Origin of the sequence: Microbacterium sp. NPDC087665 (genome assembly GCF_044743285.1) — a bacterium.
GTDB lineage: Bacteria > Actinomycetota > Actinomycetes > Actinomycetales > Microbacteriaceae > Microbacterium.
In genome coordinates, this window is record NZ_JBIUWD010000004.1 from 593,899 (window position 1) to 613,276 (window position 19,378).

The 19,378-nt window shown below is 67.8% G+C and carries 20 protein-coding genes and 1 tRNA gene; 11 read left to right on the top strand and 10 right to left on the bottom strand.

From position 1 onward, the window contains the following. Nucleotides 1–15: 15 nt before the first annotated feature. Nucleotides 16–1,731: a long-chain-fatty-acid--CoA ligase gene (locus ACIOSY_RS12735; protein ID WP_400853735.1), complete on the bottom strand. Its 1,716-nt coding sequence runs from the start codon at nt 1,729–1,731 to the stop codon at nt 16–18. Nucleotides 1,732–1,997: 266 nt separating this feature from the next. Between ACIOSY_RS12735 and ACIOSY_RS12740 the strand changes: the two genes are divergently transcribed. Continuing rightward, nucleotides 1,998–3,101: an ice-binding family protein gene (locus ACIOSY_RS12740; protein WP_400853737.1), complete on the top strand. Its 1,104-nt coding sequence runs from the start codon at nt 1,998–2,000 to the stop codon at nt 3,099–3,101. Between the two features lie 122 nt (nt 3,102–3,223). Here the strand turns inward: ACIOSY_RS12740 and ACIOSY_RS12745 are convergent, their stop codons facing one another. Then, entirely contained in the window at nt 3,224–3,739 is a 516-nt protein-coding gene (locus ACIOSY_RS12745) for a TetR/AcrR family transcriptional regulator (RefSeq protein WP_400853739.1), read from the bottom strand. A gap of 118 nt (nt 3,740–3,857) precedes the next feature. On the opposite strand from ACIOSY_RS12745, the gene ACIOSY_RS12750 reads away from it, so the two are divergent. Further along, a complete protein-coding gene (locus tag ACIOSY_RS12750) occupies nt 3,858–4,997 on the top strand; it encodes a zinc-binding alcohol dehydrogenase family protein (protein WP_400853741.1) in 1,140 nt (379 codons plus the stop codon). A gap of 98 nt (nt 4,998–5,095) precedes the next feature. On the opposite strand, the gene ACIOSY_RS12755 is transcribed toward ACIOSY_RS12750, so the two are convergent. Next, the gene (locus ACIOSY_RS12755) at nt 5,096–5,716 is read right to left on the bottom strand and encodes a TetR family transcriptional regulator (RefSeq protein WP_400853743.1); all 621 of its coding nucleotides are present in this window, start codon (nt 5,714–5,716) and stop codon (nt 5,096–5,098) included. Nucleotides 5,717–5,766: 50 nt separating this feature from the next. Here ACIOSY_RS12755 and ACIOSY_RS12760 point away from each other — a divergent pair, with 50 nt between their 5' ends. The 3 genes from ACIOSY_RS12760 (at nt 5,767) to ACIOSY_RS12770 (ending at nt 8,403) form a co-directional block, all read left to right on the top strand. Then, on the top strand, nt 5,767–7,242 hold the full coding sequence (locus tag ACIOSY_RS12760; RefSeq protein WP_400853745.1) for an FAD-dependent monooxygenase: 1,476 nt from the start codon (nt 5,767–5,769) through the stop codon (nt 7,240–7,242). Next, complete coding sequence (locus ACIOSY_RS12765) at nt 7,239–7,634, top strand: RidA family protein (protein WP_400853747.1); 396 nt, start codon at nt 7,239–7,241, stop codon at nt 7,632–7,634. Before ACIOSY_RS12760 ends, ACIOSY_RS12765 begins: the two co-directional genes overlap by 4 nt. A gap of 70 nt (nt 7,635–7,704) precedes the next feature. After that, nucleotides 7,705–8,403 (top strand): hypothetical protein, encoded by a 699-nt coding sequence (locus tag ACIOSY_RS12770; RefSeq protein ID WP_400853749.1) that lies wholly within the window; start codon nt 7,705–7,707, stop codon nt 8,401–8,403. A gap of 55 nt (nt 8,404–8,458) precedes the next feature. Here the strand turns inward: ACIOSY_RS12770 and ACIOSY_RS12775 are convergent, their stop codons facing one another. After that, complete coding sequence (locus ACIOSY_RS12775) at nt 8,459–9,088, bottom strand: TetR/AcrR family transcriptional regulator (RefSeq protein ID WP_400853751.1); 630 nt, start codon at nt 9,086–9,088, stop codon at nt 8,459–8,461. A gap of 86 nt (nt 9,089–9,174) precedes the next feature. Here ACIOSY_RS12775 and ACIOSY_RS12780 point away from each other — a divergent pair, with 86 nt between their 5' ends. Next, nucleotides 9,175–10,137 (top strand): alcohol dehydrogenase catalytic domain-containing protein, encoded by a 963-nt coding sequence (locus tag ACIOSY_RS12780; protein WP_400853753.1) that lies wholly within the window; start codon nt 9,175–9,177, stop codon nt 10,135–10,137. Nucleotides 10,138–10,269: 132 nt separating this feature from the next. Here the strand turns inward: ACIOSY_RS12780 and ACIOSY_RS12785 are convergent. Continuing rightward, nucleotides 10,270–10,346, bottom strand: a tRNA-Pro gene (locus ACIOSY_RS12785). Nucleotides 10,347–10,452: 106 nt separating this feature from the next. On the opposite strand from ACIOSY_RS12785, the gene ACIOSY_RS12790 reads away from it, so the two are divergent. Genes ACIOSY_RS12790 through ACIOSY_RS12810 form a run of 5 tightly spaced genes read left to right on the top strand, consistent with a single transcriptional unit; the run spans nt 10,453 to nt 14,140 of the window. Continuing rightward, entirely contained in the window at nt 10,453–11,037 is a 585-nt protein-coding gene (locus tag ACIOSY_RS12790; protein WP_400853755.1) for a GNAT family N-acetyltransferase, read from the top strand. Between the two features lie 25 nt (nt 11,038–11,062). Beyond that, nucleotides 11,063–11,518 carry a hypothetical protein gene (locus tag ACIOSY_RS12795; RefSeq protein ID WP_400853757.1) on the top strand — a complete coding sequence of 152 codons (456 nt, stop codon included), beginning with the start codon at nt 11,063–11,065 and terminating at the stop codon, nt 11,516–11,518. Between the two features lie 40 nt (nt 11,519–11,558). Beyond that, on the top strand, nt 11,559–12,230 hold the full coding sequence (locus tag ACIOSY_RS12800; protein WP_400853759.1) for a lysoplasmalogenase: 672 nt from the start codon (nt 11,559–11,561) through the stop codon (nt 12,228–12,230). Continuing rightward, complete coding sequence (locus ACIOSY_RS12805; RefSeq protein ID WP_400853761.1) at nt 12,227–12,613, top strand: RNA-binding S4 domain-containing protein; 387 nt, start codon at nt 12,227–12,229, stop codon at nt 12,611–12,613. Before ACIOSY_RS12800 ends, ACIOSY_RS12805 begins: the two co-directional genes overlap by 4 nt. Before the next feature lie 39 nt (nt 12,614–12,652). Next, a complete protein-coding gene (locus ACIOSY_RS12810) occupies nt 12,653–14,140 on the top strand; it encodes a DUF222 domain-containing protein (protein WP_400853763.1) in 1,488 nt (495 codons plus the stop codon). A 22-nt stretch (nt 14,141–14,162) separates the two neighbouring features. Here the strand turns inward: ACIOSY_RS12810 and ACIOSY_RS12815 are convergent, their stop codons facing one another. From ACIOSY_RS12815 to ACIOSY_RS12835, 5 genes are all read right to left on the bottom strand, one after another. Beyond that, nucleotides 14,163–15,095 (bottom strand): NUDIX domain-containing protein, encoded by a 933-nt coding sequence (locus tag ACIOSY_RS12815; protein ID WP_400853765.1) that lies wholly within the window; start codon nt 15,093–15,095, stop codon nt 14,163–14,165. Between the two features lie 104 nt (nt 15,096–15,199). Further along, nucleotides 15,200–16,672 (bottom strand): ribosome biogenesis GTPase Der, encoded by a 1,473-nt coding sequence (der, locus tag ACIOSY_RS12820; protein WP_400853855.1) that lies wholly within the window; start codon nt 16,670–16,672, stop codon nt 15,200–15,202. A gap of 40 nt (nt 16,673–16,712) precedes the next feature. Beyond that, the gene (gene cmk, locus ACIOSY_RS12825; protein WP_400853767.1) at nt 16,713–17,432 is read right to left on the bottom strand and encodes a (d)CMP kinase; all 720 of its coding nucleotides are present in this window, start codon (nt 17,430–17,432) and stop codon (nt 16,713–16,715) included. Beyond that, complete coding sequence (locus ACIOSY_RS12830) at nt 17,425–18,561, bottom strand: prephenate dehydrogenase (protein ID WP_400853769.1); 1,137 nt, start codon at nt 18,559–18,561, stop codon at nt 17,425–17,427. The genes cmk and ACIOSY_RS12830 overlap by 8 nt, the downstream gene beginning before the upstream one ends. Beyond that, the gene (locus ACIOSY_RS12835) at nt 18,558–19,346 is read right to left on the bottom strand and encodes a pseudouridine synthase (RefSeq protein ID WP_400853771.1); all 789 of its coding nucleotides are present in this window, start codon (nt 19,344–19,346) and stop codon (nt 18,558–18,560) included. Before ACIOSY_RS12835 ends, ACIOSY_RS12830 begins: the two co-directional genes overlap by 4 nt. Between the last annotated feature and the right edge of the window lie 32 nt (nt 19,347–19,378).

Sequence of the window (19,378 nt, forward strand, 5' to 3'; positions counted from 1 at the left end):
CGACTCGAGAGGGCATCATCCCGCTCGCTTCTGGTCGAGCATCCGCTGCCTGACGTCCTTGCGCAGAACCTTCCCGATCAACGATCGCGGAAGGTCGTCCATGGGAACGATCCGGCGCGGCACCTTGTAGGCGGCGAGTCGGGTGCGGCAGTAGTCGCGCAGCGCTTCCATCTCGATGGCGGCGGAGGCATGCAGCACGACGGCAGCCGCGACCATCTCGGCCCCGTCTCCGCGCGGGAGGGAGACGACCGCGGCATCCTCGACATCCGGGTGCGAGCGCAGCGCCTCCTCGACCTCGCTGGGTGAGACGTTGAACCCGCCCGTGATGATGAGTTCCTTGCGACGATCCACGACCGTCACGAAGCCGTCCTCCGACACGGTGACGATGTCGCCGGTGCGCACCCACCCGCCCTCCAGGAGGGTTTCCGAGGTCTCCTGCGGGCGTCCCCAATATCCGGAGAAGACCTGCGGGCCGTGGATGAGCAATTCTCCGGGCTCACCGGATGCGACGTCGACGGAGAGATCGTCGGGGTCGACCACGCGGATCGTGGTGCTCGGGAACGGGATCCCCACGGTTCCGGGTCGACGCGTGGGGCCGACCGGGTTTCCGAGAGCGACCGGAGAGGTCTCGGTCATCCCGTATCCCTCGACGAGCAGACCGCCCGTGGCCTCCTCCCATCGGGCGACCGTGGAGACGGGCAGGCTCATCGCGCCCGAGATCGCGAACCGGACGGTCGAGAGATCCAGGCCATCCCGGGATGCCGCTCTCGTCAGGCGGTCGTAGATCGGCGGCACGGCGGGCAGGAAGGTCGGCGGGCTCTTGCGCAGCGCCTTCGCGACGAGTCCGACATCGAACGTGGGGAACAGCACCAGCCGCGCCCCGATGCTCATCGAGAACGTCAGGCACAGGGTCATCCCGTAGGCGTGGAACAGCGGCAGCACCCCGTAGACCGTCTCGGCGCCCTCCTGCAGACCGGGCAACCACGCCCGCCCCTGCATCGCGTTGGCTCGCAGGTTGCGGTGGGTGAGCATCGCCCCCTTGGGCTCGCCCGTCGTGCCGCTCGTGTACTGCAGCAGTGCGACGTCGCTCAGCTTCGGAGAGGGTGCGCGCTTCGCGAGAGGGCGATTGCGTACGAGGCGCTCCCACTCCATCGAGCCGCGATGCTTCTTCGGCGTGGCGGTCAGAGAGTTCCTCGCCGTGCGCGCCCGAGGGATCGGAAGTCGCAGAGCGAGCCGTTGCGCCGTGGGCATCGCCCGCGTCATGTCGACCGTGATGATGCCCTCGGGGCGCACATCCGATGGGAAGTCCGCGACGGTGTCGGCGACCTTGTCCCACACGATCGCGAACCGTGCGCCGTGGTCCTCGAACTGGTGACGCAGCTCCCGAGGCGTGTACAGCGGATTGTGCTCGACGACGATCGCTCCCAGGCGCAGCACGGCGTAGAACGCGACCACGTGCTGAGGGCAGTTGGGCAGCACCAGCGCGACACGGTCGCCCTGAGCGACGCCGAGACGGCGAAGCCCCTCCGCTGCGCGGCGCACCTGATCGGCGAGGTCGGCGTAGCTGGTCGTCGCTCCGAAGAACTCGAGCGCGGTTCGCCGGGCATGCTTCTTGGCGCTCGCCGCGAGCATGTCGGGCAGCGTCTGGGTGATCTCGTCGATCTCCGGCGGCACGTCGCGGGCGTACGAGGCGAGCCACGGCTTCGCTTCGGACAGTGGTGTGTGGTCCATGCGGTCCTCCTCTGCTCGGGCGCAGTGATCTCAGTCTACGAATCGGCGGGAATGAGGATGCTGTGCACCGGCGCCGCGGTCGGAGAGTATCCGCACCTCGAAGGTCACGGTTGGGCTGTCAATCGCTTCGAGATCGGGAATCTCGGTATATCGGTGATAGACAGACGACAGGTGCAGACCTGTTGACGTCTGTTGATGACGATGCCCTCCCTAACGGAAGGTGCGTCATGCGCCAGGTACGTGCTCGCCTCCTCACTCTGTCCTTCGTGGCAGCACTCGTGCTGGTCGCCGCACCCGGTGCCGCGACTGCCGACACCACGATCGATGGCCCGATCGACCTCGGTACCGCTGCACCCTTCGGCGTGCTGGGGGCGTCCGCCGTCACCAACACGGGCCTCACGGTGATCAACGGCGACGTGGGGGTCAGCCCGGAGACATCGATCACGGGCTTCCCGCCCGGAGTCATCAACGGCGATGTCCACGCCACCGACGAGATCGCCGCGCAGGCACAGGCCGATCTGACCACCGCCTACAACACCGCCGCGGGTCTCACACCGATGGCCTCCGGACTCGGAGATCTCACGGATGCCTCGCTGGTCCCCGGCGTGTACGCGGGAGGAGAGCTCTCGCTGACGGGCTCCCTGACGCTGGAGGGCACGGCCGAGTCGGTCTGGATCTTCCAGGCGGCCTCCACCCTGACGATCGGCGCGGGATCGAACATCATCATGGCGGGCGAGGCCAGCGTGTGCAACGTCTTCTGGCAGGTCGGCACGTCGGCCACGATCAGATCCGGCGCGCAGTTCGTCGGCACCGTGATGGCGAACGTCTCGGTCACCGCGTTGACGACGGCCTCGGTGGAGGGCCGCCTCCTCGCTCGCACCGGAGCCGTCACGCTCGATACGAATCTGATCACCGCCCCGACCGAGTGCGACACGCCTCCGGGAACGGTGACCTCGAGCCCTGAGATCACTTCAGGATCGCCCACCGCCGGACAGGTCGGCACCGACTACACGTACACGATCACGGCATCCGGAACGCCCACCCCCACCTACACCGTCACCGAGGGTTCGCTGCCTCCCGGGCTGACCTTGGACTCCACCACCGGCGTCATCAGCGGACGGCCGACGACAGCCGGTACATATACGGTCACGGTCGTCGCGAGCAACGAGGCATCGCCCGATGCCGTGGCGTCGTACGACATCGTGATCGGTGCGGCAGCGGTGGCCGCTCCGCTTCCCGGGACGGGGGCGGCGGAGTTGGCCGAGAGCGGCGGCGCGACAGGTATGTGGCCGTTAGCCGCGTTCGCTGCCGTTGTCGCCGGCGGGATGCTGGCGCTGCGGCGTCGACCCGCGCGCGGCGTGAACGCCTGATCAAGAGCACGTGAAAATCCCCTGAGTGAGGCCCTCGGTCTATCGCGGGATGACGCATCGCCCTGACCGCCGACGGCGAACAGGCACCCGCTCTCCCATGACCCCACGGGCTGGCCCCAGCGTCACGCGCCGATCCAACTTCGAACGTCGTTCCACACGGACGTCAGGGCATCCTCGAGCGCGAGATCAGCCGGCCCTTCCAGCCATCTGTCCACCGCAAGCTCGAAGCAGGTCACGGCGAGGGCTGCCAACGTTCGCGCCTGCTGACGGTCGAGGTCGCGTTCGCGCAACGACTCTTCGATGGCACGCGCGAGGTAATGACTGCGGAGTAGGTCACGCTCGCGCAGCGCTGGCTCGCCGTGAACGATGCTGCGTCGACGCGCGATCTGTTCGCGCCAGCCCTGGATGCCCCGGCATGCGGCTGTGAGCCCTTCCCGCACGGCGACGACCCCACTGCGTTCCGGCGGGACGGACTCCATGAAGTCGCTCACCACTTGAGGAAATTCGCGATCTCGGAGGAACAGCACATCGCGTTTGTCGGAGAAGTGACGAAAGAACGTCCGCGTGGTCAGCCCCGCCGCCTCGGCGATCTGGGGAACGGTGGTCCCCGCGTACCCCTGTGCTGCGAACAGAGCCATCGCCGCAGCTTCCAGCCGCAATGCAGCATCCGGTGACCATCGAGGCATAAGACCATGATGACACGAACTGTCGTAAGATGACTTGACGACACGAAATGTCATCGAAGAACGGACGAGTATGAGCGACAACACTGCGGCGTGGATCGATTCTCCCTATGCGGATGTGATCATTCGAGAGGCCCCGATGCCGAAGCCCGGACCGGGACAGCTGTTGCTCGAGGTGCGCGCGGTGGCGGTGAATCCGCTCGATGCGATCATCCAGTCCAACGGCACCGTCATGTACGGATGGCTGCAGTACCCGGTGATCCTCGGGGAAGACGTCGCGGGCGTCGTCGTCGAAACCGGTGCGGGCGTGAACGAGTTCGCCATCGGAGATCGCGTCGTGGCGTACGCAATCGGCCTGGAGAAGGGCCGGGACGCCGTCGCTGAGAGCGGTTTCCAAGCCTACGTCGCCGTCGACGCAAGCCTTGCGGCCATCCTCCCGGCCACTATCGCCTTCGAAGATGCCGCTGTCCTACCGCTGGCGTTATCAACAGCGGCGGCCGGTCTCTTCGAGAAGGACCAACTCGGACTGGACTACTCCCGACTCGGGAACGCGGCACACCGCGCCGAGGTCGTCGTCGTGTGGGGCGGCGCCACAGCCGTCGGAGGCAACGCGATCCAGCTGGCCCGAGCAGCCGGCTATCGGGTCATCACGACGGCCTCTGCGAAGAATCACGACCAGATGAGGCGGTTGGGAGCAGAAGGCGTCTTCGATTACCACGACCCCGAGGCTGCAAATCAGATCATCGAAGAGATCGGCGGCTCCGTGGTGGCGGGCGTTCTCGCCGTCGCGGTGGGATCGGCCGAGCCCTGTCTGAGGATCGCGCGTGCGACCAGTGCCACGAAGATCGCAATGGCGAGTCCGCCCGTCTCGTTCTACGAACAACCTCGTCGTCGCGGCCTCTCCCTCGCACGCATCCGCCTTTTCATGAAGCTCGGAACGCGAACTGCACTCCTGCAGCTGCGCAGCCGCGCCCGCGGCATCAAAGCATCATTCATCTGGGGAAGCGCCATCGCCACCTCCCCCGTGGGTCCCGCCATCTGGGGTGCGTACCTTCCCACCGCGCTCGAATCGGGCAGTCATCGCCCCTACCCGCAAGCCCACATCGCGGGACACGGCCTTCCAGCGATCCAGGATGCCATCAACACCCTTCGCCGCGGCGTATCCGCACAGAAGCTCGTCATCGCCCTCGCCCAGGCACCGTTGGACTCATGACCAGTTCATGGTGAACGAGACGCGGCATCGGGGCGCACACGGGCTTGCGGCGGTTCGAGAGCACGGATGGCGTGCCGCTGCTCGCGCGAGAAGAGAGCTCAGTCCGTCGAGGCTCGAGGTGAATCAGCGCCGCGCAGGAGCTGTCGCACTCCCCACTCGTATCGTCGGTCTTCGTCCGGCTCGAAGATACGTGCGGCCACCCGCAGCATCGTCGGTCGATCGGCGTTGAGCTGCTCGAACAGGCTGCGCCGGTCGACCTGATGAGGTTGATCCGCAGCGGACTGCTGTTCGATAACGGACCCCACCGTGAACCGCACCAGGTTGAACCAGGAATCCAACGCATCACCGGGATCGTTGACGCCGCTGCGCAGGAGCAGAGGCACTGCCGCTTCACTGAGGTCGAGGACGTGCGGCCCGAGCGCGAAGGTGCCGGCGAAGACCCTGCCGCCATCGCGACGGGCGAGCAACGACGTGCGGAACCGAGCCAACAGCGTGAAGAGCTGCTCGGAAGGATCGCCGTCGCCGACCGCGACATCTCCCATCTCGGCGACGATCGCATCCGCCATGGCCTCGAGGAGATCCTGTTTCGAGCGGAAATGCCAGTAGAGAGAGGGCGCCTTGACGTCGAGACGGGTGGCGACCGCTCGCATGCTGACGCCCGCCTCACCCCCTTCATCGAGCAGGTCCAGCGCGGCATCGACGATCTCTTGACGGTCCATCTGCATCCCTCCGCTTGACAGCCTAACACCGTTAGGGCAATACTCCCGATATGACTAACGCTGTAAGGGAACAGGCTTCAGGCTACGACATCGCCATCGTGGGAGGCGGTCCGGTGGGTTTCTGGTTGGCTGCCGAAGCGGCCCTCGGCGGAGCGCGCGTCGTGCTGCTGGAGCGACGACGCGAGCGGGTCACCCAGTCGCGCGCGTTGACGATCCACGGGCGCACGCTGGAGACCTTCGGATTGCGCGGACTCTCGTCGCGTTTCCTGGAAGTCGGGCAACCGATGCCGACCTGGCACTTCGCGGGTCTGGATACGCGCCTGGACTTCTCACCGTTCGATTCGCCGCACCCGTTCACGCTGTTCATCCCGCAGTCGCGCACCGAGGCCATCCTCGAGGCACACGCGCTCGAGGTCGGCGTCGAGGTGCGGCGCGGCGCGCTCGTCACGGCGGTGGAAGACCGCGGCGATCGTGTCGATCTCGCACTGGACGACGGCACGGCGGTCTCGTCGCGATGGGTGGTTGGCACGGACGGCGCGCGGAGCATCGTGCGTCGAACCGCGGGTATCGACTTCCCGGGGTTGCCTGCCACGGACTCCATCGCGATGGGCGATGTCGTACTCGACCTTCCTGCCGATGCGCCGCTCGGTGGCGGCGAGAACGAGTTCGGTGGGGCGAACATCATCCCGTCCGGTGACGGCGTCCATTCGCGAGTCATCGTCTTGGACACCGCGCGCCGTCACGTACCGCAGCATGAGCCCCTCACCCTCGAAGAGCTGAGCGAGTCGCTGCGGCGGACCACCGGCAGCGACTTCGGCGCACGCGATGCTTCCTGGCTGACCCGCTTCACCAACGAGACCCGGTTGGCCTCCACCTACCGCGCGGGCAGGACCCTCTTGGCCGGAGACGCCGCCCACATTCACGCACCGATGGGCGGTCAAGGACTGAACGTGGGAGTGCAGGATGCGATGAACCTGGGCTGGAAGCTCGCGCTGACCGCGACCGGCCGGGCCTCCGAGGACCTCCTCGACACGTACGAGAGCGAGAGACGACCCATCGGAGAACGACTGTTCGCCAACACCGTCGCCCAGTATCAGCTCGTATCTACCTTCACCCCCGCGAACGCCTCCCTCCGCGATGTCGTCAGCGGCCTGCTCGCGGTTCCGGAGGCCAACCGCGCCATGGCCGGAGAGGTGTCCGGCTTCTCGATCTCCTACCCCGAGCCGCTGGCTGCGGATGCGGAGGCGGATTCCTGGGCGGGACGACGGATTCCCGACCTGCCGCTGACCGACGGTTCATCGGTGCACCGCGCACTGTCCGACGGACACTTCGTCCGCGTGAGTGTGCCGGGTCATCCGCCCCTCTCGATGCCCGCCTTTCTCAGCAAGGCGCCGGTCGCCGATGTCCAGGCGGTGCGGATCCGCGCCGACGACCTTCCCCCGGCCGGGTCGATCATCGTCCGCCCGGACGGGTACGCGCTCGCTGGAATCAGCGACGCTCCGACGGCAGACGGAATCCACCGATGACCGTCCACCGGTCGAACCCCGCCGCCCTGCACGGGGCGCCCGGGTTCATCAGCCAGGTCGTCCAGGCGACCGGACCGCTCGCCTTCGTCTCCGGGCAGGTCGCCCAACGGGTGGATGGCACGTGGGCGGGGATCGGCAACCACCGGGAACAAGCGGAGCAGATCGCGCGAAACATCGACGTCACGCTTAATGAACTCGGCCTCTCCCGAGACGCCATCGTGAAAGAGACCGTCTATGTCGTCGACTATGCCCCCGCACTACTCCTCGACGTCGTCGGTCCGCTTCGTGACGGGCGCAGCGAACCACCCGCAAGCACGCTGATCGGCGTCCCCGCCCTCTTCGCACCCGAGGCGCTCATAGAAGTGGAACTCGTCGTCGCCCTGGAGCCGTGACCGCACGCCGCGCGGTCCTCCACTGCCGACACGAATCCGCCCCCTGCCGAATGACCGACGGAGCACCCCCATGCCCACTTTTCCCGCACTGGTCGGCACGCTCGCCCAGACACTGAGCGGCCACTCCGCCCACGTTCTCGATACCGCGAAGCCCGCGCCGGGCTTCCTCGACGTCGAGTTCCGGGCGAGCCCGCCCACAGGAGGCTGGCAACCCGGCCACGAGATTCAGATCATGGCGACCTCAACCCAGGCACGCCGCTACACCGCCTACCGCGTCACCGGGCATGACCGGCTCTGCATCCTCGTCGCTCTCGACGCCGACGGACCAGGAACTGCCTGGGTAGGCCGGCTGAGCAGAGGAGAAGACGTGACGTTGGTCGCCACTAAGCACCGACCGCTGCGACTTCCTCCCGCCCCACGCCTCATCCTCGGCGACGGATCAGCACTCGGCACCATCGACGCTTATGCTCGCGGCGTCCCATCATCGATCGTGGCGCTCGAAACCGCTCCGAGTTCCGTCGCTGCGTTACGGGAGAGGTGGCCCCAGTATCAGTTCCTCCCCGCCCACACGGAGCCGGGAACGGCGATACAGGCGTGGCTCGAAGAAGCTGCCGCGGACGACCGCCTCGCCGGAATCCACGGCGCGCTGCTCCTCGGACACGCAGGCTCCCTTCAGCAGCAGCGCCGGATGCTCGTGGGCCACGGACTCCTCGACCGCCGAGCCGTCACGACCAAGACCTACTGGGCGACCGGACGGGCAGGACTGTGATGCCGTATACGGATGACTGAACAGCTTGCTGCCGGACACGACAAAGCCCTGCAGTCTACCCTGGGATGACGCTCCGGAGGAGTCGCGGAGCGGATGGGAGCGGTCCGTGCCGGTCGGACGCACGCAGTCCGTCGATCACGAGCGCCGCGTAGCGCCGCGCGGTACGAGTGCGCTCCGCCTCCGTCGTGCGTGAGAGTCCACGCGCAGCGAGCAGGACGATCAGGAAGTCGTCCAGGACGAAGTCGGCGCGCAACGCGCCGACTTCGATGGCACCACGAGCGACGGTGACGATCCCCCGCACTGCCTCCTCGCGCTGTGCTCGAAAGTCGACGGCATCGGGGTAGGCGGAGAGGAATGCGTCCGTGAAGCCCTGGTTCCGGACGTTGAGAACCATTACCCGCTCGATGATGCTGCGGAAACCGCGCCACGGGTCGGTGTCTGCGACGGCGTCGGCAACGATCGAGTGACAGGCCTCGAGCTCGTCCACGAAGGCAGCACGGATGAGATCAGCCTTCGTGGGGAATCTCCGGTAGAGGGTGGCCGGCCCCACGCCGGCATGCCGGGCGATCTGTCGCATCGTCACCTCCAGCCCGTCGGTCCCGAACAGCTCGCGCGCCGCAGCGATGACGCGGTCGCGGTTCTCCTTCGCATCGGAGCGCAGGTCCTGAGGCAGTGTCGCAGGCATGTGTCTCACTTTAGTCAAGTGGACGCAGGCGTCCGTTACGTTTCGGTGGGCGGGTCCGAACCCCCGCCGCGAAACGGAGTGCACCCATGCGCGCAGTGATCATCCGGACCTTCGGCGACCCGAGTGGGATGGAGGTGACGGATCTTCCCGTCCCGACGCCCGGAGTCGGCGAGGTGCTCGTTCGATCGGAGGCGATCGGCGTCGGCGGGGTCGACGTCGTGATCCGTCGAGGCGGGATCGCCGAAGCGACTCGCGAACCGGGAATGATCCTGGGAAGCGAGGCGGCCGGCGTCGTGACGGCGACCGGAGCCGATGTCGATCCCGCGTGGGTCGGCCGCCGCGTCTGGGCCTTCACGGGGATCTCGGGCGGGTACGCCGAGTACGTGATCGCTCGCGCCGATGAAATCGTCGCACTGCCATCCGAACTGACGTCCGTCGAGGCCGTGACCCTCGGTGGCGCTGCCCCTGTCGCGCATTTCGCGCTCGAACGCGCCCGCTTCGTCGAGGGTGAATCCGTGCTCGTGCGGGGAGCCGCCGGGAGCATCGGGCTGGCCGCTGTCGAGCTGGCTGCTCGGGGCGGCGCCTCGGCCGTGGCCGTCACCACGTCGTCCCCCGAGCGTGGGGAGCGACTGCGCACGTTCGGCGCCACACACGTGCTCGATCGCGCCGGAGCGGGCGATCCGGGGGCCCCGGCCGAGTTCGACGTCATCCTCGACATCGTCGGTGGCGCAGAACTCCCCCGTTTCATCGAGCGGCTCGCGCCCAATGGTCGCCTGATCGCCGTGGGTGTGGTCGGCGGATTCCCTCCCGCCGACTTCGGCACGGCGCTTCTCGCCGGCTTCCGCCGATCGATCACCTTCGGAACGCTCAGCCTCGACACCATTCCACGCGACGAACTCATTCGTGTGCGAGGCGAGATGTTCGACGAGACGGTTCGCGGCATCCTCTCCCCTGTGGTTCACGACACCCTCGCGCTGAGCGCCGCCGCCGAGGCGCACCGACTCATGGATGCCGGTGAGGTGTTCGGGCGTATCGTGCTCGTGCCCTGAGCAAGTTGTCGCGGCCTGGTCGCAGCTCACGTCGTCACCTGGGACATGTATGCGATGACGGTCGGCCCGATCGCTGAGGGTAGAGAAAAAGCCCCGGAGTTCCGCATGATCTTGCGGTTCTCCGGGGCTTTGTGGTCGGGCTGACAGGATTTGAACCTGCGACCCCTTGACCCCCAGTCAAGTGCGCTACCAAGCTGCGCCACAGCCCGTTGTTCTGCACTCTCGCGCAGGCAACTCCACTATCTTAGCCGTTCCTGAGAGCGTCCGCGAACCACGGCGTTGCGTGTGTCGGATGCCCGGCGTAACGTGCCGCGCATGACGACGATCACGACCGAGGCGGCGACCATCGCCCGCTGGGACGACGTGCAGCACGCACTTACGGGTGGCGGCGACGGCGCGAGCTGTCAGTGCCTCTGGCCGGTGCTCACCAACAAGGACTGGCAGCAGACCACGACTCCCGAGCGCACCGAGATGTTCCGCGAAGAGATCGATGCCGGTCCCCCACCGGGCCTCGTTGCTTACGTCGACGGCGAGGCCGCCGGGTGGATCCGCATCGGGCCCCGCACGCGCCAGGCGCGACTCCCCCGCACGCGCATGATCGCTGCCGCCAGCACCGAGCCGTTCGACGATGAGTCGGTGTGGGCCGTGACGTGTTTCGTGGTGCGTCGCGAACATCGCGGCACGGGGTTGAATGCAGAGTTGCTCCAAGCAGCGGTCGACTACGCGCGCGCCTCGGGGGCGCGACTCATCGAGGGCTATCCTGTCGACACGCGCGGCGAGAAGCAGCGCAGCAACGACCTCTTCCACGGCACGCTCGGCACATTCCTCGCCGCAGGGTTCGAAGAGCGTGTGCCGCTCAAGCCGGGGCGCGCGCTCGTCGCCCTCGATCTGTCGGCGTGAGCGGACGGACGACTAGCGTGAAGACATGAGCGACGAGCATCCGATCATCGAAGACCCCGCCCTCGGCACCTTCCTTCGCGCCACGACGGAACTCACCGACGGCACCGTCCTCACGCACGACTGGTACGCGGGAACGCTGACGGTCGAAGGCACCGAAATCGAGCTCATGCTCGAGGGCACGTCGGCAGACGAAGCCGCCGCGCTCCTCCCCCGACTGCGCGAGGTCGTCGCCGACCTCGCGACGATTCGCCGCGTCGCATCGGATGCCGTCGTCACGACCTTCAGCCAGGGAGAACCCGCGCCGCACGAACTCGACGACGCGGCATCCGATCTGGTGCTCGACGCGATCGAGGCGACATCCGAGGGCACGGTCGTCTTCCATCTCAACGACAGCTGCGGCACGCACTTCCCCGAGGGCTACTGGCCGGCCGCGCACCTCGACCGTGACGGCACCGTCGCCCACGTCACCGTCGAATCCTGACACGTCGGCGCCCGTCCCACGCCGACCGTACGATGGGGACATGCAGCGACGCGTCCCGATCCCGACCCTGGTGTGGACATTCGCTCCCTACATCATCGTGTCGGTCGCGCACGTGATGTTCCTGACGACCGGCAGCCCGCTCGCCGGACCGACGAAGATCGCCCTCATGCCGTTGCTGGCGCTCCCGGTCATCGCGCTGGCGAGGCGGATCGCTCCGCGCGGCGCCATCGTGCTGATCCTGGCCGCCCTCCTGTTCTCCTGGCTCGGCGACAGCGTCGGCGCGTTCTTCCCGACCGCTCCGGAGCTGCCGCTGATGCTCGGCTTCTTCGGTATCGCGCATCTGGCATACATCGCGCTTTTCGCCCGCTATCTCGCTCGGCGACGGATGCCCTGGTGGGCGCTGGTCTTCGCGGCATGGTGGCTCGGGATGGTCCTCGCTCTCGGCCCACACACCGGCGATCTGCTCATCGCCGTCGCGGTCTACGGAATCGTGCTCGGTGCGACGGCGGCGTTCGCCACCCGCTGCCACCCCGCCGCCATGGTGGGAGGAGTCTTCTTCCTCGTCAGCGACACGATCCTCGCCTTCCGTCTCTTCCTTCCGGACGCTGTGTCCCCCTGGGGCAGTGCGGTGATCATGCTCACCTACACGCTCGGGCAGGGACTGATCGTCGCCGGTGCGCTGCTGGCACTGACCCGAAAGAAGGCGTCATGAGCTCAACCGTCCGGGTCGACAGCTGGCTGTGGGCCGTGCGCGTGTACAAGACGCGATCGGCGGCGACCACTGCATGCCGCGCCGGGCATGTGCGAGTCAACACCGACAAGGTGAAGGCGGCGCAGGCCGTGAAGATCGGAGATGAGGTACGTATCCGCATCTCCGGGTTCGACCGCATCCTCATCGTCAAGCAGCTCCTCGTCAAGCGCGTCGGGGCCCCGCTGGCGGCACTCGCCTACGACGATCGCACGCCCGAGCGCGAGCCGCAGGCCGCCCTCGGAATGCGCGACCGCGGCGCCGGGCGGCCCACGAAACGAGAGCGACGCGAGATCGATCGTCTGCACGCACGATCCGAACCAGAATCGGACGACTTCTTCCGCTGACCTCTTTCCAGATTCGAACATATGTTCTAAACTGGGATCATGCAGCCGACCGAAGACCTCTCCCTCGACATCGAGGAACGTCGTCGACTGCTCGATGAGTGGGTCGCCGTACGTCGTCACATCGCGCGCCTCGAGGCGCGCGCCGCAGCGCTCTTGAGTGAGCGGATCGATGAGCACGAGGCGGATGTTCGGGCCCACCCGTTCCATCGGGATTCGTTGTACCGCTCGATGGTCGCGGAGTATTCGGCGGCGGGTCACCTGTCGAAAGGCAGGGTCGATTTCGACTTCGCCGATGCTCTCGCCCTGTCGACCCGGCTTCCGACCGTGCAGGAGTCATTCGCCGGGGGTGCGATCACCTCGGGTCACGTGCGCGAGATCTGCCGGGCTGCGGCGATCGTCACCGAGGCAGTGCGCAACGGACGGGCGGATGCCGGGGTGCTCGCGCTCTACGAGACCGCGGTGCTCGTGGTCGCCGAGAGCGACACCGCTGCACGAACCCGAACGCATGCGCGCCAGGTGGCCGCCGCGCTGGCCGGCGAGACGCTCACGGAGCGCCACACCAGGGCAGCCGACGAGCGCTGCGTGCATGTGCGATCACTCGACGACGGGCTGGCGCTCCTCACCGCCGTCCTCCCCGAGTCCCTCGCGGTGTCGATCCAAGACCGCATCACGCAGATGGCTCGGCGCATCGTGCAGACGCGCGATGAGCGCATCCCGGCTCTCGGCCCGGCCGAGGGCGCGGACTTCGATCCCGATGTCCTGGTGCGCCCGGAAGACATCGCGCTCGATGACCCGCTCGCCGGAGTGATCTTCGGCGATTCCACGACCTTCACCACCGATCCGCTCGCCGAGCATCCGAGCGCGCACCGTGAAGTGATGCACGGCCTGGTCGATCCGCTCGTCGATCCGAGCTCGAGCCCCGACGTCGAGCGCCTTCCCGGCGACGCCCGTACGCTTGAGCAGATCCGTGCCGACCTCTTCACCGATCTCCTCCTCGCGTCCGAGCCGAGCGAGGCGCTCGGAACCGGACTCGACCGCATCCAGGCACGCGTCCAGGTCACGGTCGCCGCGACGACGCTCGCCGGCCTCGACGACCGTCCCGCCGAGCTCGACGGGCACGGCCCGCTCGATCCCGACATCGCCCGGGCTCTCGCAGGACGCCACACCGGGTGGAGTCGACTCTTCCTCGACTCCGACGGCATGGTCACTGAGACAGACACGTACACACCCACCGAAGGAATGCGTCGGTTCCTCCGCGCTCGCGATCAGCATTGCCGCTTTCCCGGATGCCGCATGCCCGTGCACCGGTGCGACATCGACCACAACCACGACCATGCCCAGGGCGGCCGAACACGACTCGACAATCTCAGCTATTTCTGTCGCGGGCATCATGCGCTCAAGCATCCGGATGTCGGCAGTGATCATCGGTGGTCGGCGCGGGCGCTCCCCGATGGATCGATCGAGTGGTCGAGCCCTCTGGGCCGGCGCTATCCCGACCATCCGTCCCGACGAGTGATGTTCGTATGAGGCGAGCGGTGCGGAACCGCGCTCAGCTGCCGCTGCTCGCGGGCTGCAGCAGCGCCAGAAGCCAGCCGGCCGATCGCACCTGCGCCGAGCCCGACCCTGACCCCGACCCTGTGCGTTCGATGCGTCCTGCGAGCTCACGGTCGCTCGTCACGCCGACGACGGACTCACCGGGCGCGAGCCGCCGCTCGACCTCGGCGACGATCTCGTCGTCGCCCGCGGCATCCGCTCGCACGATCGACACCGTTCCCGCATCCGCTTCGACGGCGCGAGCCTGCCCCTCCACGACGAGCGAGACGTCCGGGAACCACTCGGTGGCACCGAGGCCCAGCTCCGCCGCGGCGATACCGACGCCATCGAGACGATCGGCCAGACGCGCTGTCGCACCGGCACGGTCTTTCCACCATCCGTCGGGCACAGAGCCGACGACGTTGGCGGCATCGACGACGAGCCGCACGCGCTCGGCGAGCAACCGACGCAGTTCGGGCCATGACGCCGCGAACCCGGGGTGCAGAGGTCGAGCGTCGACCTCGTCGATCGACACCCATTCGAGCGCGACGCTCTCCGGATCGCTGATCACCGGGTCGAAGGGCGTCTGCACATCCGCCACGACGGTCGTGTACGTCCATACGCCGAGATCGAGCACGCTCGTGAAACGCGGGCGCACGGCTCCGTCGGGCACACCGGCTTCTTCCTGCGCTTCGCGCAGCGCCCCGGCGATCGCGCCCTCACCCTCGTGCAGCGCACCTCCGGGCAGCCCCCACGTGCCGCCGAAATGGCTCCAGGCGACGCGGTGCTGCAGCAGCACGCCACGCTCCGCATCGACCGCCAGCAGCCCGGCAGCGCCGAAGCGCCCCCAGTACCGCTCCCCGGTCGGCGCGACCACCCAGGCGTCGCCGGGATCGCGCGGCCCTTCCGGGCGACGCGGCTCACCGGGGGCTGGAGGAACGATCGTCACTCCCCCAGCCTGTCACAGCCTCGTCCGATCAGCGCCGAACCGGTCATAGAACGAAAACAGCGGGCGCCCCCGAAGGGAACGTCCGCTGTTCACGAAACCTCGTCTCAGCGCTGACGCTTCTCACGCACGCGCATGTTGATCACGATCGGGGTTCCTTCGAAGTAGTACAGCTCGCGCAGGCGACGCTGGATGAACCGTCGGTAGCCCGGGTCGAGGAATCCGGTGGTGAACAGCACGAACGTCGGCGGGCGGGTCGATGCCTGCGTACCGAAGAGGATGCGCGGCTGCTTGCCGCCGCGGAGAGGGTGCGGGTGCTCGGCGACCAGCTCTGCCAGGAAGGCGTTGAACTTGCCGGTGGGGATACGGCGATCCCAGTTCTCGAGCGAGGTCTCCAGCGCCGGAACGAGCTTGTCGAGGTGACGGCCCGTCTTCGCGGAGATGTTCACGCGGGGCGCCCACGCCACGTGCGCGAGGTCCTGCTCGATCTCGCGCTCGAGGTAGTGGCGACGATCCGCATTCTCGAGGTCGGTGTCGTTGAGACGATCCCACTTGTTGAATGCGAGAACCAGCGCGCGGCCGGACTCGAGAACGAGGTCGATGATGCGGATGTCCTGCTCGCTGATCGTCTCCGAGACGTCGAGCACGACGACGGCGACCTCGGCCTTCTCCAGTGCCGCCGAGGTACGGAGCGACGCGTAGAAGTCCGCACCCTGCGCCATGTGCACACGACGGCGGATGCCGGCGGTGTCGATCAGACGCCAGAGCTTGCCACCGAGTTCGACGATCTCGTCGACGGGGTCGCGCGTGGTGCCGGCGAGGTCGTTCACGACCACGCGCTCCTCCCCCGCCGCCTTGTTCAGCAGGGAGGACTTGCCGACGTTCGGACGACCCAGGATCGCCACGCGACGCGGACCACCGATCTCAGCCTTGGCGACCGCGGAGATCTCCGGGAGTTCCTTCAGCAGCGCGTCGAGAAGGTCGGCGACACCACGTCCGTGGATCGCCGAGACGGGGTGCGGCTCACCGAGACCGAGGTTCCAGAGAGCGGCGGCCTCGGGCTCCTGGCGCACGTCGTCGACCTTGTTCGCGACGAGGAACACCTTCTTGCCGCTCTTGCGCAGCAGCTTCACGACGTGCTCGTCGGTCGACGTCGCACCGACCATGGCGTCGACCACGAACAGCACGACGTCGGAGAGGTCGATCGCGATCTCGGCCTGCGCCGCGACCGAGCGGTCGATGCCGCGCGCGTCGGGCTCCCAGCCACCGGTGTCGACGAGGGTGAAGCGGCGATCCGCCCACTCCGCCTTGTAGGTGACACGGTCGCGGGTCACGCCCGGGGTGTCCTCCACGACGGCCTCGCGGCGACCGAGGATGCGGTTGACGAGAGCGGACTTGCCAACGTTCGGGCGCCCCACGATCGCGACGACAGGGAGGGCCGGAAGGAACTGGATTCCGTCCTCTCCCAGCTCGACGCCCGCGAGAAGCGCAGCATCCTCTTCGTCCAGGTCGTAGTCGGCGAGGCCACGGCGCAGCGTTTCCGCGCGCTGCTCGGCGAGTTCTTCGTCGAGCGCCTCCATCTTCTCGGCGAGGTGGTCAGGGCCGCCTTCGTATTCGTCGTCAGCCACGGTGTGCTCCTCGGAGTTGCTCGATCACCGTGAGTACGGCGTCGATGGTCTGGGGGAAATCGAGTTCCGTCGAATCGACGACCTCGACGCCTTCTGCGGCGTTGAGGAAGTCGACAACGGTGCTGTCGGATGCGTCGCGTTTGTGCAACGCGGCGGCGACAGCATCCGCATTCTCACCGGCGAGTTCGCCGGCGCGGCGTGCGGCCCGTACTTCGGGGGCCGCGGTCAGAAGGATGCGAACGAGGGCGTCCGGTGCGACGACCGTCGTGATGTCTCGTCCTTCGACGACGACGGCCGGGTACGGCGCCTCTGCCACCAGCCTACGGAAGAGTTCGTTCACCTGCGCACGCACAGCCGGCACGCGAGCGACACCGCTCACCGCATCGGACACGCGAGGCTCCCGGATCGCGTCGGTGATGTCGACTTCTCCCACCCGCACGGTGCGGTCGTCGGGGTCGAGTCCGAGCTGCAGAGGGAAGTCGGATGCCGCGGCGAGAACCGCCTCGGCATCGGAGGTGTCTGCCCCGCGATCGAGCACGTGCCAGGCCAGAGCCCGGTATGCGGAGCCGGTGTCGAGGTAGCCGAAGCCGCATCGACGGGCGACGGCCTTCGAGACGCTGGACTTGCCGGACCCCGCAGGGCCGTCGATCGCGATGAATTCAGCCGGCCCCGACGTCGCCGTCTGAGCCGCACCGGTGGAGATGTCAGTCATTGGTGTTCCCCGCAATCCGCCAGCCGCGGGCCTGCAGACCCGAGACGGCTCCCTGCAACGCGGCGGGCTCGACGCTGATCTCGGCCAGGCCGAACTGGGCGCCGGGCGAATGCTCGAGACGAAGGTCTTCGACGTTCACGCCGAGTTCGCCGAGCTCGCCGAAGAGACGTCCGAGCTGGCCCGCGGTGTCATCGATCATGACGACGAGCGATTCGAAGCGCCGGTTCTGGCCGTGCTTGCCGGGCAGACGCTCGACACCGTCGTTCCCGTGCCGGATCGTCTCGGCGACCACACGTCGCGCGCCGACCGCATCGGGCGCGCGCAGGGCGTCGGAGACGTCGCGAAGGTCGTCGGCCAGGGCATCGAGGATCTCGACGACGGGCCCGGCGTTCGCGCCGAGGATCTGCACCCAGAGTTCCGGGGCGGATGCGGCGATACGGGTGGTGTCGCGCACGCCCTGCCCCGACAGTCGGAGCGCGCCCTCGTCGGCAACGGCGAGGCGTGCCGCGAGGAGGCTGGCGATGACCTGGGGCACGTGCGAGGTGAGCGCGACGGAACGGTCGTGCTCCTCCGGCGTCATCTCCAAAGGCATGGCACCCACGTCGAGGGCGAGCGCTTCGACGAGAGCCAGATCGGACGCTTTCGTGTCGCCGTCGCGGCAGACCACCCACGGACGGCCGATGAACAGGTCGGCGCGCGCGGAGATCGCACCGCCGCGCTCGCGCCCGGCGAGCGGGTGCGAACCGATGTAGCGGGTGAGGTCGACTCCGCGCTCCCGCAGAACGCGGAAGGGCTCGAGCTTCACGCTCGCGACGTCGGTGACGACGGCACCCGGAAAGCGGGCGAGCTCGGCCTGCACGACATCGGCGGTGACGTCGGGCGGAACGGCCACGACGATCAGCGAGGGGCTGTCGTCGTCTGCTTCGATCCGCCCGGCTCCGTAATCGACGGCCAGACGCAGCTGGGCGGGCGACGAATCGGTCAGGACGACGTCGATGCCCTTCGCCCGGAGGGCGTGCCCGACACTCGCGCCGAGAAGGCCTGCGCCCACGACGCGGACGGTGCCCGACAGGCGCGGGGCGACGACGGATGCCGTTCGCACCGGGGGCGCACTCGTCGTGTCGGTCACTCGTTCTCCTGTTGTTCGCCAGGCGCCTCGGCGACCGCGGAATCACGGCGCGACAGAGTCAGAAGCGCACCGAGTTCGATTTTACTCAGTTCGCGCGTCTTTCCCGCAGGGAGCCCTCCCAGGTGGAGCGGGCCGAACTGGCGACGGACGAGCTCGGTGACGGGATGCCCGACCGCGGCGAGCATCCGACGAACGATCCGGTTGCGTCCCGAGTGCAGGGTGAGCTCGACGAGACTCGACCCCTGCGACGTGTCGAGCAGTCGCGCCTTGTCGGCGGCGATCGTGCCGTCTTCGAGGTCGATCCCCTTCGTCAGCTTCGCGATCGCCTGCGCGGTGACCGTTCCCTCGACCTTGGCGATGTAGACCTTCGTCACTCCGAACGACGGGTGCGCGAGCACGTGCGCGAGCTCGCCGTCGTTCGTGAGGATGAGCAGACCACTGGTCTCGGCATCCAGACGCCCGACGTTGTAGAGACGCTCCTCGTACTCGTCGGTGAAGCGGCGCAGGTCGGGGCGCCCGTTCTCGTCCTTCATGCTGCTGACGACTCCCGTGGGCTTGTTCAGCATCACGTAGCGCTTCGAGACGTCGAGCTGGATGGCGGTGCCGTCGACGTCGACGAGGTCGACCTCCGGGTCGATGCGCCGGCCGAGCTCCTCCACGACCACGCCGTTGACGCGGATGCGCCCTTCGACGATGTACTGCTCGACGACGCGACGTGACGCGACTCCCGCGGCGGCCAGCACCTTCTGCAGACGGACGCCCTCGGGCGCGGCGAAATCAGTCATGGATCGTTCCTTCCTTGCATCCGACGACGATG

Bases quoted from the DNA above. Each gene is read 5' to 3' on its own strand.
- ACIOSY_RS12835 (WP_400853771.1), bottom strand. From the start codon at position 19,346: ATGACTGATTTCGCCGCGCCCGAGGGCGTCCGTCTGCAGAAGGTGCTG.
- ACIOSY_RS12750 (WP_400853741.1), top strand. From the start codon at position 3,858: ATGAGCGACAACACTGCGGCGTGGATCGATTCTCCCTATGCGGATGTG.
- ACIOSY_RS12790 (WP_400853755.1), top strand. From the start codon at position 10,453: ATGACGACGATCACGACCGAGGCGGCGACCATCGCCCGCTGGGACGAC.
- ACIOSY_RS12805 (WP_400853761.1), top strand. From the start codon at position 12,227: ATGAGCTCAACCGTCCGGGTCGACAGCTGGCTGTGGGCCGTGCGCGTG.
- ACIOSY_RS12810 (WP_400853763.1), top strand. From the start codon at position 12,653: ATGCAGCCGACCGAAGACCTCTCCCTCGACATCGAGGAACGTCGTCGA.
- ACIOSY_RS12760 (WP_400853745.1), top strand. From the start codon at position 5,767: ATGACTAACGCTGTAAGGGAACAGGCTTCAGGCTACGACATCGCCATC.
- ACIOSY_RS12765 (WP_400853747.1), top strand. From the start codon at position 7,239: ATGACCGTCCACCGGTCGAACCCCGCCGCCCTGCACGGGGCGCCCGGG.
- ACIOSY_RS12735 (WP_400853735.1), bottom strand. From the start codon at position 1,731: ATGGACCACACACCACTGTCCGAAGCGAAGCCGTGGCTCGCCTCGTAC.
- ACIOSY_RS12775 (WP_400853751.1), bottom strand. From the start codon at position 9,088: ATGCCTGCGACACTGCCTCAGGACCTGCGCTCCGATGCGAAGGAGAAC.
- ACIOSY_RS12755 (WP_400853743.1), bottom strand. From the start codon at position 5,716: ATGGACCGTCAAGAGATCGTCGATGCCGCGCTGGACCTGCTCGATGAA.
- ACIOSY_RS12800 (WP_400853759.1), top strand. From the start codon at position 11,559: ATGCAGCGACGCGTCCCGATCCCGACCCTGGTGTGGACATTCGCTCCC.
- der (WP_400853855.1), bottom strand. From the start codon at position 16,672: ATGGAGGCGCTCGACGAAGAACTCGCCGAGCAGCGCGCGGAAACGCTG.
- ACIOSY_RS12745 (WP_400853739.1), bottom strand. From the start codon at position 3,739: ATGGCTCTGTTCGCAGCACAGGGGTACGCGGGGACCACCGTTCCCCAG.
- ACIOSY_RS12795 (WP_400853757.1), top strand. From the start codon at position 11,063: ATGAGCGACGAGCATCCGATCATCGAAGACCCCGCCCTCGGCACCTTC.
- ACIOSY_RS12780 (WP_400853753.1), top strand. From the start codon at position 9,175: ATGCGCGCAGTGATCATCCGGACCTTCGGCGACCCGAGTGGGATGGAG.
- ACIOSY_RS12770 (WP_400853749.1), top strand. From the start codon at position 7,705: ATGCCCACTTTTCCCGCACTGGTCGGCACGCTCGCCCAGACACTGAGC.
- cmk (WP_400853767.1), bottom strand. From the start codon at position 17,432: ATGACTGACATCTCCACCGGTGCGGCTCAGACGGCGACGTCGGGGCCG.